Source organism: Bacillus cihuensis, from assembly GCF_000504145.1.
In the GTDB taxonomy this organism is placed as follows: Bacteria; Bacillota; Bacilli; order Bacillales; family DSM-1321; genus Peribacillus; species Peribacillus huizhouensis.
Genome location: NZ_KI632495.1, coordinates 228,641 through 245,089, shown reverse-complemented (window position 1 = coordinate 245,089; position 16,449 = coordinate 228,641). Strand labels below are relative to the sequence as shown.

Sequence of the window (16,449 nt, the reverse complement as noted above, 5' to 3'; positions counted from 1 at the left end):
TTAATGTACTTTTATTTTTCATTTCAATTAAAACCAATCGGCATATCCAATTTTTCTTAAATGCTCAGCAGACGTTTGCAAGCAATCAAATGGATCACGACCATATGTGTTATCTTGCTCTACCAAGAAATATTGTGCACCACTTTCAAGCCCAGCTTCAATAATGGCGTTCATATCAAGATTACCCTCACCAATTTCTGCAAACTCTATCGTATTTGTAAAGATCTGCATGAATTTAGCCATGTCATTAAAATCAACTTCGCTTAAATCCATCTGTCCAACTCGATAATCTTTCAAGTGTAATAGAGAAATACGTCCTGCATATTGTTTAATAAAATCAACAGGGTTTACACCAGCTCTTTGAATCCAATGAACATCCAACTCAAATCCAAGTTTAGTCGTATTATTTTTCATTAAATCTAATAGATATTCGCCATCATATTTTTGAAATTCGAGATGGTGAGTATGATAATATAATTCAATACCATGTTCAGCTAATCTCTCAGCCATTACTTCAGCTTTATGGATAAAATCCATGATTTTATCTTTATCACCCATTACGGTTAAAGGCAACATGCCGATACGTAAGAAATTACAATCTAATGTTTTGCAATCATTCACTATTTTCTCGAAATCATCTGTCAATGTTTCTCCAGGAGCACCAGGTAGCATAGGCTCTAGAGCAGCGGACATCGCAGCAATTTTTATATCAAAATCGGCACTAGCTCTCTTTAACTCAGATACATTTTCTTCAGTCATTGGAATTTGTGATACTTCGACAGCATGATATCCAAGCTCATTTATCTTTCTCATTGTTTCATATGCACCTAGTTCTTCGACTTTGCCTTTAAGCATCATCATTTGAACGCCAATTTTTCCTTTTTTCATATTGTCAAACCTCCAATTTAATTTCTTTTTTTATTTCTGATGATTTGCGAATCGCGTCTATCATTTTAATAGATGTTAGTGCGTCTTTAGCATGAACATAATCCTGAGAGTTGTTTTCAATACACGCGTAGAACTGATTAATTAATTTTGTATGGCTTGCACCATAATAAAATTTTGTACCAGGCAATTTTTTGTCTTCTATTATCTCTTCTTTTCTACCATTTTCATTTAATCTTGTTAAAATGCTATCTTTAATTGTAAATTTTTCTTTCTCAAAGACTACTTGGAGTTCAACACTGGAATTCCCCGAATTAGCAACCGTCGCAAAAAACAGACCTGAAGCACCATTTCTAAATTTTATGTTGGCTGTGGCTGTGTCTTCCACCTCAATGCCATAATCCAATAAATTATCAACAGATCCTCTGATCGATTCAATTTCACCGCCGATCAGTTGCATTAAATCTAAAGTATGAAGTGCCTGATTAATCATGACTCCACCACCGGCGTACTCCATTTTGCCCCGCCACGGTTTAGCATCATAATAATCTTTCGGTCTAAACCAGGATACGATACCTTTAATCCCGATAATTTTGCCATATTGTCCGCTCGTAACTAATTCTTGAAGTTTTTCAAAAGACTCATTATATCGATTTTGCAGACAGACACCAATCTTAACTTCCTTGTTGTTCTTCTCAAGTTTAACTAACTCATATCCCTCTTCTGTGTTCAAAGATAATGGTTTTTCTTGAAAAACATGAACGCCCTTTTCGACACACGCTTTTGTCACAGGATAATGCAGGTGATGTGGTAAACAATTATGCACACAATCTAACGCTTCTTTTTCAAGCATCTCGTGAAAATCCGTATAAAAATTCACATCAAGTACGGTATCTTTTAATGTTACATCAGTATCACATACCGCTACTAATTCAACATTAGGATTAGATATAATAGCTGGGATATGGATTTTGGATATATCTCCAAGTCCAATAACTGCTACTTTGAGCATACGCCCAACTCCTTTTAAAACAAACTCACGACCAAACTAGCCATGAGTTCATTGGGATATTATTATTTATTGTTTAACAGGACTCTTTTTTTCTTCTTCAATCTTTTTGTTTAATTCAGCAAAGTATAAGTCTTCGTCAACTGGAAGCTCAACTTCTTTACCTAACCAGCTTGAAAGATGGATAGCATTAGCAAGTGCAACACCATGGATACCATCGCTACCAGGTGCAATTAAAGGTGTGCCTTCTACGATATTTGCTGCGAAGTTTTCCAAAACAGAGATATGTTGAGCACCCCATACACTTTCAAATTCAAGCACTTCTTCAGTGTATATATCTGATAGACCTTTTCCTGTGAAAATGGCCATTACATCTGCCCAGCTCATATTAGCACTCATTTCAGATTCAGGTGTGTTAAGTCGTTTGATTGTAATTTTCTTACTATCATCCACGACAATTTTTCCTTTATCACCCAAAATTTCAAAACGGTCCGTACCCAAAATATCATGTGTGCACGTAATAAACACTCCAGTTGCACCATTACCATAGTCAAGTAATGTCGTTACTTCATCTTCAACGACAATATTTCTTTGGAAGCCATATTTTACATTGGAATAGACTTTTTTAGGCATTCCACAAATCCATTGAAGCAAGTCAAGTTGATGTGGTGCTTGGTTTACAAGAACACCACCGCCTTCACCGCTCCATGTTGCTCTCCATGCGCTTTGCTCGTAATAACCTTGTGGTCTCCACCATGTTGTAATCATCCAGTTTGTACGGCGGATATTACCAATTTCTCCATTATCAATAAGCTCTTTCAATTTTTGATAAAGTGGATTTGTTCTTTGGTTGAAGAAAATTCCAAATGTTAATTCTGGTTTTGATGCTGCGAATTCGTTTAATTCTTTTACTTGTTTCGTGTATACACCAGCTGGTTTTTCTACTAATGCATGAATATCTCTTTGTAATGCTGCGATTCCGATTTCTGGGTGTAAGTAATGTGGAACAGTTGTAACGACTGCGTCAACATCTCCACTCTCAAGCATGTCAATATAGTTATCATAGAAAGGTACGTCTGGATACTTTTCTGCGCACATTGCCTTTTTTTCTGGATCAATGTCACAAATAGCTCCAATCACCATGTTTTTTACTTTTCCTTCTGAAATAAATCCAGCATAAGTTCCACCTTGTGCACCAATTCCGATAATTCCTAATCTAACCGTTTTCATATTGATTTCTCCTCACTCTCTATTTTTTCAAGTATGGCTAGTAATGATTCATATTGAAGCTTGTATCCACCAGCACCATCAAGTCCTTTGTTATCCTTAATCACATCTGTAGCTTCTTCAAGTTCTAAATCCTTTAATGAATCAAATAATACAAGATGCGGCTCTAGAGTTAAAAACCCTTTGTAACCACTCTGGATAAACTGTGCAAGTAGCTCAGGTATTTTCCCATCGCCAGTACCACACACAACGTTTTGGCTATCTGTTGTAACTGCATCCTTGATGTGAATGTAAACAATCTCATCCTTTAGCAAGTCGTAGCAAGCCTGCGTGTCTTCCCCACATTGTACAAAGTTAGCAAAATCGAATATCCCTTTAAAATAAGGAGAGTCAACCGCTTTCAATATCTCATGACAACGCCTTGCTATGTCACCATAGATATCTTTTTCGTTTTCATGTACTAAAATCACATTATATTTTTCTGCAATAGCAGCAAACTCCGTTATTTTCGCGATTACTTCTTTACTATATTGATCTGCATTTTCACCTTTTGGAATATAGAAACTGAAAATACGAATATATTTACAGTCTAACAAGTTACTAATTTGGCAAAGCTCGTCCAACATTACCTTTTGTTTAGCAAAACCTTCTTGATCATTGATAAACACTTTGCCTATGGGCGATCCAATTGAAGAAACTTGGATGCCAGCTTTTTGAAGACGTGGTAATACAGATTCTTTTATCTCTTCTACATTAAAGTCTCCAATGTTTTTACCATCAATCCCACGTAATGATATATAATGCATACCTAGATTTGCGACCACATCAAGCTGAGTATCGAAATCTGATGAAATTTCATCGGAAAAGCCTGAAGTCATTATGTCTTTAACCATATTCATTTAGTTCTGTTCCTCCTTCTTGCTAAAAGACCAATCTATTGAAACTTTAAGAATTACTTGATTGAACTTGCTTATTTTTACGATATTGAGATGGCGTTATGCCTACTTTATCTTTGAAATACCGACTAAAATGTGACACACTCTCAAAACCCGAAGTACGAGAAACCTCTCCTAGCGATTGGTTTGGTTCCATCTCCAACAAATATTTCACTTGATTTAGACGACACCCCATCACATATTCCATTACAGTAAATCCTGTGACTTCCTTAAAAACATGTGAAGTATAATACTTGCTTAAATTCAACTCTGATGCCATTCGATCTAAACTAATTTTTTCGGCATAATGAGCATCAATCCATGATGCAATGGCCTCGGCATGATGTTCCTTTTCACTTTTCTTACTTGTCACCTGAGCTAAATCTTTTTGGCTCATTTTATAAATTTTTAACAATAATTGAACCAACTCAATCTTAACTTCAGCTTCAATTATTTCGCTTGTTTGACCTGTTTGCTGCCTCACTTTATCACCATTCGAAAGCAAACTTACAATTCGCTCAATCTTGCCATCTACAAATTGCCCCGCTTCATCATACCCTGTACGTAGTAAAAAATTGTTCAGCTTTTGAAACGGATCCAATAAATTTGGGATTCCAAGAACAGACAATAATTCATTTAACCATGTCGGTGAAAAATGAATAACACTCCTCGTATACGTACTTACTAATCGTGGGTTTGGTTTATGCAAAGTTAAGCCATCTAATAAAATGATATCACCTGGCTGCAATTCGTATATCCGATTGTTAATTAAATACTTACATTCTCCTGCATGAAAAAAATATATTTCATATTCGTGGTGAGAATGAAAAGTAAATGAATGATCTAAATTTCCTTGCATTCTATACTGACCATATATCCATTCATCCATCTTTCTCACACCTTTACGAAAACGCTATCAATTAAGTAATATATAACTGAAGCTACTTTTATTTTAATGGAACTTTTTATAAAAAACATTCTCCAAAACTGCTTGGATTTTAATGTTTTTTGACTCATATTGCTTTTTGTAATCAAACTCCAGTAAAATACTAGAAAAAAAAACAGAGACAAACTTTAGACGCATTGAGAAGATTTTACAATATCATTTTATGATTTTACAATAACTTTTTATTTTGAATTTCACTTTATTTATCATTTATTCTAACTATTTTGAATGGATGATATTATTTCAAACCATTAAAGAGTTGTATCATAACTATTAAGACTCTGTTTTCAAGTGATACTACTTTTCTATTTCAATCCCAACTTAGCTTTGTTGTCGAAATTATTTCTCCATGCCCGTATATCCCCTGTAATACAGAAAAAACAACCTACCCCAATTATTTGAATTTTTCAGTCATAGTTATATTTAGTAGTCTCAAGTTGCAAACCTGTCATAAATGATGTTATTTGGCTTTCTAATTGATTCGCTTCTGCTTCGCAAAGGAGGACTTGTATTTAGTAAAGTCACTGGAAAGAAAAATTAAACACATTTTAGTTTACCAACAATAAGTATTTTCCCCTTAACGTTCTAAACAATACTTTTTTATTTCTTTTCTGATTTTTGACCTAATTATACGGAAGGGACAAATAAGATGAAGAAGGGATGCTAAAAACATTGGCGAAATAATATGATATACCTTTTTTAAGGAGGTATCTCCGTACCACTCTATGAATCAATAAACTAATAAGTTTCCGAGTTTGTAAAATAAAGGGGGAATAACAAGTGAAAAAAATTATTAATAAACCTGAAAATCTTGTCATAGAAATGTGCAATGGGATGGTCATGGCCCATCCCGAACTCGAGTTTTTAAAAAAGTATAAGGTAATAAAGAAAAAAGAAATGAACGAAAATAAGGTGACCCTAATTAGCGGTGGTGGTAGTGGCCATGAACCTGCGCATGCAGGGTTTGTGGGAAAAGGAATGCTAGATGCAGCAGTTTGTGGAGACGTGTTTGCTTCCCCCTCACAGATACAAGTATATCAGGCGATTAAAGCAACAGTAAGCAAACAAGGTACTCTACTGATCATTAAGAATTACAGTGGGGATATCATGAACTTTAAAAATGGAGCCTACTTAGCTACCGAGGACGGTATTCAAGTAGAATATATCAGAGTAGACGATGATATTGCTGTAGAAGACAGTCTCTACACGGTAGGACGACGTGGCGTTGCAGGCGTTGTAATGGTACATAAAATAGCCGGAGCAGCAGCAGAAGAAGGTAGAGATCTAATGCAGGTCAAAGCCGTAACGGAAAAAGCAGCGACAAATGTTCGAACCATTGGTCTAGCACTAACCTCCTGTACGGTTCCAGCTAATGGAACGCCCACTTTCAAATTGAATGAGGACGAGATGGAATATGGTGTAGGCATTCATGGAGAGCCGGGCATAAAACGGGAAAAAGTTGCGACCGCAGACGAATTGGCCTTACGTATGACAACTGACCTTCTGAAGGATTTAGAACTAGATGATGATGTTCCTTCAGAAATTGCTATCCTAGTAAACGGCTTTGGTGGTACACCATTGCAAGAGCTCTATCTTTTTAACAATTCCGTTACTCGGGAGTTGAACAGTAGAAATATACGAATTTATCGAACATTTGTCGGTAATTACATGACTAGTATTGATATGGCCGGAATTTCCCTGACAGTGATGAAACTAGATGATGAGTTGAAAACATTGCTATCTAGAGAATGTAATACACCTGCTTTTAGAGTAGATGGACCAATTGAGAGTGTAGAATACGTTGAAATTGGGGATCCCGTAGAAAAGAATCCTGTTTTTTTCGAGACAGAAACGGCAATAGAACACGCTATAATCAAGGATAAGGTAATCACATTAGATAATATCATCTATCTTGTAGATAAAATGAGTGAAGTCATTATCAAGAATGAAGTGCCCTTCTGCGAATTGGATACACACGCAGGAGATGGCGATTTTGGGATGAGCATCTCCAAGGGATTCAAGCAATTAAAACGAGAATGGAGCTCGATTTTGGATCAAGAACGTTTACACATAGGGAACTTTCTTGATGCGTGCTCTATGATTATTATGGAACATTGTGGAGGTGCTTCTGGTCCAATTTGGGGCGCAGCTTTCCGAGCTGCTAGTAAGGCTACGGAAGACAAAATGGAATTAACAGTCGGAGAGTTTGCTGAAATGTTGCATGCTTCAGTCAAGGGAATACAATTTATTGGCGAGCGATCTTTTGGAAGAGGTGCAATGGTAGGCGATAAAACCCTTGTGGATGCGCTTGTGCCTTGTGCAAATTCTTGGTCAGAAAGTGCAGCTGCTGGCCTGGACTTTAAGTCCGCTTTTGAAAAAGGAGCAGCCGCGGCTGTTGAAGGAGCCGAATACACAAAGGAAATCGTTGCTCGAATGGGCCGTGCTGGTACGGTTGGCGAAAGAAGCCTAGGTTATCCTGATGCTGGCGCCTATGCTCTAGGAGTTATTTTTACTGAACTCTCCCGTAGTCTAAGATAATACCAGTTTTTTAGATATTTTAGGATCAGTAATTATTTGAAAGTCAGTGTTAGTTCATTTTGTAATTGTTTATTTTGAACATTTTTCGACTAGGAGACACCTCTTTTGTACGGTTTTTGTGATTCTCGACAAATTAACAAAAACCATGCTATGAGGTGTTTTTTTATGACCTATTTTTAAGGTTATCGCTATATTTTTTTATATGCTCCGAACACTATACATATTGAAGTTCATCACATTTTCTTAGATGCAAAAAAAATAGATTTTTCCACTGTTTTTATTAATCATTTATCATATCACAGTCCGCATTCACTAGTGTTGTAACAGCACCAAAACAACTAATAATAATTAGAAAACTAGTTAAACCAGCTAGACCTATTATATCCTTGATAAAGCATTACGATTTTTTAAGAGTGCCTATAATCGCTGTGTCTTCTTTAACATGTTTAACTACACGCTCCTCTTTTAGTGGTACCTCCTTTTCCACCTACCGTTATCGTTGCCTTATTGCCACATCCCGCTACAAATAATATTAATCCAGAATTTACGAAAAGTTATTTTTTAATCTTCTTAATTGTTCTTCTTTTTCTTTATCTTTTGCTGCTTTTATTATCATTTTATAGTTTATATAGTGGAATTTATATATACCATCTTGATCTGTAATGACATAATCACGTGATTCAAAAACGACGTTACAAACTTTAGGAGCAATATCTATAAGTTCCCTGTCAAAGGTTGTTGCTTCATTGTTGCTAATCAGGAGACCATAACCATCAAATTAACTAAAGATAAAGCTGATACTTAATAAAGTAGTGAATTTGGTGGTTCTACTTTGTAGGATACTTTAATATGACATTTCTTTAAATCTTAAAAATTTATTCATAGTTTAGTAACATCTACTCGGTAAGATATAAAGGTAAAGAAGCCCCAATCTTTTTCATGAGTTTCCCATTAATTTGTCCGGTCAAATGCCGGATTTTTTTGTGTTCTACGAAGATTCATCACGCTACTACTCTTTCCAATCCTCATATTTCTAGTATTGAAAGAATAAATTCTTTCCTTATACCAGTATATTTCTCTCATTTTTAGCCACTATATAATAATCGGAGGTGATATAAATGATTAACCCAGATCCTAAAATGGATACACATGTAAAAAAAGAGCTACAACAAAGTATTAATGAAGTAGGTCTTGATCCAGAGGAACAAGCTATGAACGATCTATACGGAATGCCAGAAACTGATTTTGAAAATCATCAAAATGATTCACAAAATTAAACCTGTGTAAGCATGGCTGCATAGTTATGCTTACAGCAAAATCGATGCATGTATTGGTTACATACTATAGTCTACTGTATATTCTTGATTTTTTAAGAGTATTCCTGTCAAATTAATTATTAAATGTTATCTATACTAACAGAAGATCTCTTGTTATTGGTGTTATTTTCAAGAACAGAATGCATTATTATCCCCATCTACACCAGCAGCTAAAAAATTGGATAATCTATTCAAATTTAATTAGTTGACGAAATTGGTCAACAAGCACCCAAATGGGTCAGGTTCAAACAATAAGAAAAGGACGAAACCTTATGTATTAAAGGTTTCGTCCTTTTTTCATTTCTTTTCCTACTTACTCGCCCATCCAGTTTGTATGGAACACGCCTTCTTTGTCAACACGTTGATATGTGTGTGCACCAAAGTAATCACGTTGAGCTTGTAAAAGATTAGCTGGTAAAGTTTCTGTACGATAGCTGTCGTAATAAGCAATTGCGCTCGCGAATGATGGTACTGGGATTCCACTCTCAATAGCCAATGTTAGAACTTCACGCAATGCAGATTGGTAACTTTCAGCAATCTCTTTAAAGTATGGATCTAATAACAAGTTTGCCAAGTTAGGATCTTGGTCATATGCATCTTTAATTTTTTGTAGGAATTGAGCACGGATGATACAACCACCGCGGAAAATCATCGCGATATCACCATAGCTTAAATTCCAATCATATTCTTCTGATGCTGCACGCATTTGTGCAAATCCTTGAGCATATGAAACGATTTTACTTAAATAAAGTGCTTTACGTACTGCTTCGATTAACTCTTCTTTTTTACCTTTAAATGCTTCAACTTTAGGACCTGTTAACACTTGACTTGCTTTGACACGCTCATCTTTCATTGCAGAGATAAAGCGAGCAAATACAGATTCAGTAATAATTGGTAGTGGAACACCTAAATCTAAAGCGTTTTGGCTTGTCCATTTGCCTGTACCTTTTTGTCCAGCCGTATCAAGAATCACATCAACTAGTGGTTTACCTGTTTCTTCGTCAACTTTTGTAAAAATATCAGCAGTAATTTCGATAAGATAGCTGTCTAACTCACCTTTATTCCACTCTGCAAATACATCATGAAGTTCTGTTGCACTTAAACCAAGTACATTTTTAAGAATAAAATAAGCTTCACAAATTAATTGCATATCCCCGTATTCAATTCCGTTATGAACCATTTTTACATAGTGGCCAGCACCGTTCGGTCCGATATATGTAACACAAGCATCGCCTTCAACTTTAGCTGAAATGGCTGTTAAGATTGGTTCAACTAGCTCGTAAGCTTCTTTTTGTCCACCTGGCATAATCGAAGGTCCTTTTAACGCTCCTTCTTCACCACCAGAAACTCCTGTACCGATGAAGTGAATACCTGTAGGCGCTAGTTCTTTATTACGTCTAATTGTATCTTGGAAGAAAGTATTTCCGCCATCCATAAGAATGTCGCCTTTTTCAAGATATGGTTTTAACGAATCAATTGTTGCGTCTGTCGCTGCACCAGCTTTAACCATTAAAAGAATTTTACGTGGCTTTTCTAATGAATTAACAAACTCTTCAACTGTTTTCGCACCAACGAAATTTTTTCCCTCTGCTTCATTCTTTAAGAACTCTTCTGTTTTGTCATATGAACGGTTGAAAACAGAAACTGAATATCCACGACTTTCAATATTTAACGCAAGATTTTTCCCCATTACTGCTAAACCGATTACTCCAATTTGTTGTTTTGACATATCTAATTCCTTTCTTGACGCTTTAGTTTTTTTTTTAAAGCATGATATGAGTCCTCTTATACCATTTTACATAAAATTGGTCGAATAAGACAGAAATATCTAATATAAAGTTTAGATAAAGTTTCACATTCAAACATGCTAATTGTTCCCGCAGTACCTTTAGCGTATGCAACCACTTCTCGTGATTCATCCAACTAATTGTACGCTAACGTTAAATTCTCCTGTGAACATAAAATTTTTCTGAAATTCGCCTTTTTTAATCATTTTTAGTAACTTAAATTTAAATCTAGTATTATTAATTTGTTTAATAAACAAATTAATAATAATTTATAGATAATTTAACACTTTTCTCATTGTTAGTCAATTAACTCGACAAGAATTTTTGTGAAAATCAGTTTTATTTTTTTATGTGTGTACTCTTAGTTGTATATGGTTACATACATAGGAAGCTTAAACACCGTAAACCCCTTTTGGACCATCTTCTACATAACACCAAAACTCCATAAAAAAACCAGGCATTTGCCCGGTTTTAAGAAGTTAACTCAACTTAATTTTTCCCCGCATTAACGGGCAGTCCCCTCCCACCTCAAGGCTTTAGGGAATCATAGATGATAAGAGGGGGATGAAGCCACCACTACTGATTGAAGTTTACTTTATCTTTCCAAGAAATATCTTTCAGCGTTGTTATATCCGATATTCCTAACCATTTGTTCAAGGAAAGTCATATCGTTTGGAGCTTTACCTTCCTCTACCCAATTACCTAAGATATTACATAAGATCCGACGGAAATAATCATGACGCTCGTAAGAAAGGAAGCTACGTGAGTCTGTCAGCATGCCGACAAAATGGCTAAGAACGCCAACATTAGCTAAATCTTTCATTTGTCTTTCCATGCCATCGATGTGGTCATTAAACCACCATCCAGACCCAAATTGAATTTTCCCAGGGACACCTTCTTCGTAGAAATTCCCCATCATTCCAGCGAGCACAGCATTATCTTTTGGATTTAAATTATAAAGAATTGTTCTTGGCAAAGCATCTTGCTGTTCTAATGCATCAAGGAAATGTGACAATCCTTCTGCTATATTTGCCTCACCTACTGAGTCAAAACCTGTATCAGGACCAATCAGTTCCTTCATTTTTGTGTTGTTGTTACGAATTGCACCCATATGCAACTGCATAACCCATTGTTTTTCAGCATACATTTTTCCTAGTTCTTTTAAAAGGAATGAACGATATGCGACGATTTCATCATCTGACAATTGTTCGCCACTAATTCGTTTATTGAAAATCGTTTCTGCTTCTGATTTAGATGTTTCCTTATAATACATTTTTGGAATATCATGATCAGATGCGCGGCCACCATTCTCATGGAAAAATGCAACCCGTTGTTTAAGCCCTTTCAATAAGCCATCCAAAGAATCAGACTCAAAACCTGATACTTGTGTCAATTTTTCAAGCCAACTTTCAAAAGTAGGACGTTCTATAAAGAGTGCCCCATCCGGACGGAACGTTGGAGCAATGATTGATGTAAAAGTTGAATCATCTTTTAATAACTGATGATATTCAAGTGTTGACACTGGGTCATCTGTTGTTCCGATAAATTTTACATTTGATTTTTCAATAAATCCTCTTGCTCTGTATTCTTGCTGTTGCAATTTCTCATTGCATTCTTCCCATATCTCACGTGCGGTTTCTGGACTAAGACTTTTTTCAATACCGAAATAAGACTTTAATTCCATATGCGTCCAGTGATATAGTGGATTGCCAATTAAATGAGGAACGGTTTGTGCCCATGCAGCGAATTTATCATAATCTGATGCATCACCCGTAATGAATCTTTCACCTATTCCATGCATTCGCATAGTCCGCCATTTATAATGATCTCCAGCAAGCCATAATTGTGTTATATTTTCAAACGGCTTATTTTCCCACACTTCTTGTGGATCCAAATGGCAGTGAAAGTCAAAAATCGGTAGTTGATTGGCTGCATTTTCATATAAACTTACTGCAGTAGCTGAATCTAATAAAAAGTCTTTGTCTAAAAAATTCTTCAACGTTTTTCCCTCCAAATTTCGTGATTAATACTTATATAACGTAACTCTGTAAACCTTTTCAAAATACAATAATAATATTAATTAAAATCCCATCTAATTAATTTGTTTATCAAACAAATTAATTACAAATCTAATTTATCATTTTTTTTTTATTTCGTCAATTCACTTTATCGAAGATATTCTTAAAATAGATAGGAATAATGTTATGAAAACTGTTATAATGAAAACGCATACATATAAACAGCTCATGAACGGGGGAATAAATGCATGATTACGGGGGATGCATCTTATATAAAAAAAATTAATCGATCATTAATCATCAGAAAAATCATAGAGGAAGGCATGATTTCCAGAGCAGACCTTTCGAAAGCAACAGACTTAACTAGAGCAACCATTTCAGCGCAAGCTGTTTCTTTATTAGAAGAAGGCCTGATTGTTGAAAAGCAACTAGAACATTACGCCGTCGGCAGAAAACCAATTATGCTTTCTATAAACGGTGAAGCAGGCTACGCGTTAGGTATTGACCTTGACTATGGCCACATTTCTTTTACTCTATCAAATCTACTTGGCCAGCCTATTACTACAAAAGTTATCGAAATAAATACTACAGAATACACAACGATTTTTCATATATTAATTACTGAAATCAAATCATTTATTACAAGTTTTTCAGACAGCCTCTATGGAATTGTAGGAATTGTCATCGGTATCCATGGACTAGTTACGAAAGATGAAGTTATTCAATATGTCCCATCCTTACAGTGGCGCGACGTCCCTTTAAAAAAGGATCTTCAAAGAGAAATAGACATTAATATTTATCTCGAAAACAATGCAAACCTATGCTCGTTTGCCGAACGAGTCTATGTCCATCATGAAACAGACAACTTATTAAGTGCCAGCCTTTCTTCAGGGATCGGTCTTGGTATGATGATGAACAGTGAGTTTTTTCGTGGACACGATGGATTTGCAGGTGAGATTGGCCATATGATTGTAGTACCTGGAGGGAAACCTTGTAAATGTGGAAATTTAGGTTGTTGGGAGCAATACGCGTCCGAAACTAGTTTTTTCAAGCAACTGTCTGAAGAACGTCAAATCAAGAATCTGAGTTATGACCATATTCAAAAATGGATTAACGAAGGTGATGAGATCGTACTAGCAAAAATTGAAGAATTTATTTACTATTTATCAATTGGGTTAAACAATATGATTAATCTGTATAATCCCGATGTATTAGTGTTATATAGTGAACTCCTTCGAATATTACCAGATTCCGTCAATAGACTTAAAGAAAATCTTACATCTTCCATCAGTCATTACCGTGAACTGTCGATATCTTCAATTGGAAAAAAAGCTTGCGCTATGGGAGCTTGTGCACTTGCCATCAAACATTTCTTGGATGTGCCGATGCTTAATTTAACCTATGAAGAAGAAACGCCAAAATCAAAATTAATCATATAGCCTGATCCCCTCTTATCCTGAATATAATAAAGGAAGGTGCTTTAAAGAGTTCGATCACACCTGCACAGTTCAGTGATTCTTATGCTTAATTTGAACTGAATAATATGGTTGCTGAGGTAGACCCTTTAATTGGACACCTTCTTTCTCGTAAGAGGATAATTAATAAATATCCCCAAAACCTAAAAAGCTTTAATCGAATTTATCCCGTATTTAATGGCAGTCCCCCCACCTCAAGGCTTAGAGGAATCGAAGAAGCGTATATAGTAGATGAAAAATCCCGCTTATTGAAGATTCAATTTATTTCTGTAATCACTTACACCCTCCCCCTTATTAGCTTAATATACTCTGCTACTTTTAGCATAATCGACATTTCTTATCACACTTTAGCTCCATTTACCTTGAAAAACGAAGGATATTGCTTTGATATTCTCTGGTAGAGAATCTTTTCCTAATTACACCAAAAACCCCTTCTAGCACAATTGCTAAAAGGGGATTTTAGTTAGATATTATCAAATCATACTTTTATTTATTCAGAAAGCTTATGCAAGATCTGGTTTATTGTTATTTCTTTCTTTTAATTCACTGACGATTTTACTATATATCTCATCAGTCAATTTGTAAAACAACAATAAGATAATAAGTGCAATGATGTTGAGACTTGCAGGTACCATGAACATCAATCCTTTAAGGCCAAGCAATGTTTCTGAAGTTTGCTGTACGTTAGGAACATAGGCAATCAATCCTAACGCAACCCCTGGAATGAAACCTGCAAGTGCTTGTGCTAATTTACGGAAGAAGCTGTAAGATGAATAGACAACACCTTCAGTTCTTTCCCCTGAATTCCATTCATGATAGTCAACTGCATCAGCAACCATTACCCAAGGAAGACCTAAAGCAAAAGCAAGTCCAAAGCTTCCGATTGAAAATGCAATTAAGAATGTTGTCGTATCAGTTGGCAACACAAAGTTTACAATATCAGCTGTGATACCAATTATAAGCCCAAGAGCAAACGTTTTCTTTTTCCCAATTCGTTTTACTAGAGCTGGTATAAACATAGATCCCAAAATCGCAAGTCCAATACTTAGAAAAGTTAAAATTGCCATTAAACCTGGATTGTTTAAGTTATATTCCAAGTAATATAGCTGAACGGCTGTACGAAGATTGGTAGCTGCTATCATGAATAATGATACTAAACAAAGTACAATTAATGGTTTATTAGATAATAATAATTTAAACAAAACAGAAAGTGGAATTTTTTCTTTTCTTTGCTCTCTCACAATATTTTCGCTAGTGTTTCGGTAACAAATAAAATGGAAAATAACTCCAAGTGACGCCATGATAGAAATGGCAACGATATACCCTGTTTCATGATCAGAAAAATGAAGAACAATTGGAATAACAGAAACACCTGCAATCAGTAAAGCCATTTGGCTTCCAATTGCTCGAAATGATCCTAGCGACGCGCGATCGATTGGATTTTGAGTCATTGCTGCAGATAAAGAACCATAAGGAATGTTTACAATGGAATATGCAAGTCCAAATGCCATATACGTTCCAAATGCCCACACGATTTTTCCATTATCAGAAAAATCCGGTGCTAAAAATGAGACAACTGTTAAGATGGCGAGAGGTATGGAACCCCAAAGAATAAACGGACGAAACTTTCCACGTTTTGAGATTTTCGTTCTAGAATCAACAAAAGCCCCCACACTCGCATCAGCGAAAGCATCGAAAATTTTCGAAATTAAGAATACTAGACCTGCCCAATATGCTGAAATTCCTAATATATCCGTATAAAATTTCAATAGATAGATTTGCCCCATATCGAACATGAGACCGTTTCCAACATCCCCCAAACCGTAGGATATTTTCTCTTTTAAACTTAATTTTTTACTAGTTGCTGTTGTTGTTTTTGATGCTAATGTTGGTGCTCCCATAAAAAACCCACCCCTTTTTCAGTTAAACCTGCTCATGTTTGTAATCCTTTTCAAAGGAAATTAAATAAAAAAGCAATACCCAATTTAGAATGAAATAAAATCAATTAATTTGTTTATTAAACTAACTAATTAATGATAAATGTAGAATATCACCTTCGACATTATTCGTCAACAAAAAATTGTAAGCGTTATAGAAAAATAATATTCCTTCTTGGGTTTATATTTAGAATTTTTAATCCAGTATTCCCTTTATATATAATTTTTTTTGGTGCGATAGCTCTTACGCATCACCATTATTATGTCTTCATAGCGATATCCCAGAGTTATGGTGTGATAGTAGTTCTGTCCAAATGGCTTATGGAACATCTTCATCTGTTTATGATAACCATTAACTTTTTGCTCCCATTAAACG

General features: G+C 35.4%; 11 protein-coding genes. 3 read left to right on the top strand and 8 right to left on the bottom strand.

Annotation, left to right across the window (positions count from 1 at the left end; translation table 11 throughout):
• Positions 1-27 precede the first annotated feature (27 nt).
• The 5 genes from V179_RS0106930 to V179_RS0106910 form a co-directional block, all read right to left on the bottom strand.
• Positions 28-888, bottom strand: a complete 861-nt coding sequence (locus tag V179_RS0106930) for a sugar phosphate isomerase/epimerase family protein (RefSeq protein WP_028390840.1) — start codon at positions 886-888, stop codon at positions 28-30.
• Positions 889-892: 4 nt separating this feature from the next.
• On the bottom strand, positions 893-1,897 hold the full coding sequence (locus V179_RS0106925; RefSeq protein ID WP_028390839.1) for a Gfo/Idh/MocA family protein: 1,005 nt from the start codon (positions 1,895-1,897) through the stop codon (positions 893-895).
• 66 nt (positions 1,898-1,963) lie between these two features.
• Positions 1,964-3,124, bottom strand: coding sequence for a Gfo/Idh/MocA family protein (locus V179_RS0106920; RefSeq protein WP_028390838.1), 1,161 nt, complete (start codon positions 3,122-3,124; stop codon positions 1,964-1,966).
• A complete protein-coding gene (locus V179_RS0106915; RefSeq protein ID WP_235178975.1) occupies positions 3,121-4,020 on the bottom strand; it encodes a sugar phosphate isomerase/epimerase family protein in 900 nt (299 codons plus the stop codon). The genes V179_RS0106920 and V179_RS0106915 overlap by 4 nt, the downstream gene beginning before the upstream one ends.
• 46 nt (positions 4,021-4,066) lie before the next feature.
• Positions 4,067-4,945, bottom strand: a complete 879-nt coding sequence (locus V179_RS0106910; protein ID WP_034300864.1) for an AraC family transcriptional regulator — start codon at positions 4,943-4,945, stop codon at positions 4,067-4,069.
• Positions 4,946-5,782: 837 nt separating this feature from the next.
• Between V179_RS0106910 and dhaK the strand changes: the two genes are divergently transcribed.
• Both dhaK and V179_RS29750 read left to right on the top strand, forming a co-directional pair.
• On the top strand, positions 5,783-7,540 hold the full coding sequence (dhaK, locus tag V179_RS29755; protein ID WP_028390835.1) for a dihydroxyacetone kinase subunit DhaK: 1,758 nt from the start codon (positions 5,783-5,785) through the stop codon (positions 7,538-7,540).
• Between the two features lie 1,118 nt (positions 7,541-8,658).
• Positions 8,659-8,817 (top strand): DUF4021 domain-containing protein, encoded by a 159-nt coding sequence (locus tag V179_RS29750; protein ID WP_084552246.1) that lies wholly within the window; start codon positions 8,659-8,661, stop codon positions 8,815-8,817.
• 352 nt (positions 8,818-9,169) lie between these two features.
• On the opposite strand, the gene gndA is transcribed toward V179_RS29750, so the two are convergent.
• Positions 9,170-10,585: an NADP-dependent phosphogluconate dehydrogenase gene (gene gndA, locus V179_RS0106895; protein ID WP_028390834.1), complete on the bottom strand. Its 1,416-nt coding sequence runs from the start codon at positions 10,583-10,585 to the stop codon at positions 9,170-9,172.
• Positions 10,586-11,238: 653 nt separating this feature from the next.
• Positions 11,239-12,642: a glucuronate isomerase gene (uxaC, locus tag V179_RS0106890; protein ID WP_028390833.1), complete on the bottom strand. Its 1,404-nt coding sequence runs from the start codon at positions 12,640-12,642 to the stop codon at positions 11,239-11,241.
• Positions 12,643-12,909: 267 nt separating this feature from the next.
• On the opposite strand from uxaC, the gene V179_RS0106885 reads away from it, so the two are divergent.
• Positions 12,910-14,100, top strand: a complete 1,191-nt coding sequence (locus V179_RS0106885; RefSeq protein WP_028390832.1) for an ROK family transcriptional regulator — start codon at positions 12,910-12,912, stop codon at positions 14,098-14,100.
• Positions 14,101-14,639: 539 nt separating this feature from the next.
• On the opposite strand, the gene V179_RS0106880 is transcribed toward V179_RS0106885, so the two are convergent.
• Positions 14,640-16,037: an MFS transporter gene (locus V179_RS0106880; RefSeq protein ID WP_028390831.1), complete on the bottom strand. Its 1,398-nt coding sequence runs from the start codon at positions 16,035-16,037 to the stop codon at positions 14,640-14,642.
• Positions 16,038-16,449 lie beyond the last annotated feature (412 nt).

What these genes read in the sequence shown, in the direction of transcription:
- V179_RS0106920 (WP_028390838.1), bottom strand. Translation starts at nt 3,124, where the DNA reads ATGAAAACGGTTAGATTAGGAATTATCGGAATTGGTGCACAAGGTGGA.
- V179_RS0106930 (WP_028390840.1), bottom strand. Translation starts at nt 888, where the DNA reads ATGAAAAAAGGAAAAATTGGCGTTCAAATGATGATGCTTAAAGGCAAA.
- V179_RS0106925 (WP_028390839.1), bottom strand. Translation starts at nt 1,897, where the DNA reads ATGCTCAAAGTAGCAGTTATTGGACTTGGAGATATATCCAAAATCCAT.
- V179_RS0106915 (WP_235178975.1), bottom strand. Translation starts at nt 4,020, where the DNA reads ATGAATATGGTTAAAGACATAATGACTTCAGGCTTTTCCGATGAAATT.
- V179_RS0106885 (WP_028390832.1), top strand. Translation starts at nt 12,910, where the DNA reads ATGATTACGGGGGATGCATCTTATATAAAAAAAATTAATCGATCATTA.
- gndA (WP_028390834.1), bottom strand. Translation starts at nt 10,585, where the DNA reads ATGTCAAAACAACAAATTGGAGTAATCGGTTTAGCAGTAATGGGGAAA.
- V179_RS0106880 (WP_028390831.1), bottom strand. Translation starts at nt 16,037, where the DNA reads ATGGGAGCACCAACATTAGCATCAAAAACAACAACAGCAACTAGTAAA.
- V179_RS29750 (WP_084552246.1), top strand. Translation starts at nt 8,659, where the DNA reads ATGATTAACCCAGATCCTAAAATGGATACACATGTAAAAAAAGAGCTA.
- V179_RS0106910 (WP_034300864.1), bottom strand. Translation starts at nt 4,945, where the DNA reads ATGGATGAATGGATATATGGTCAGTATAGAATGCAAGGAAATTTAGAT.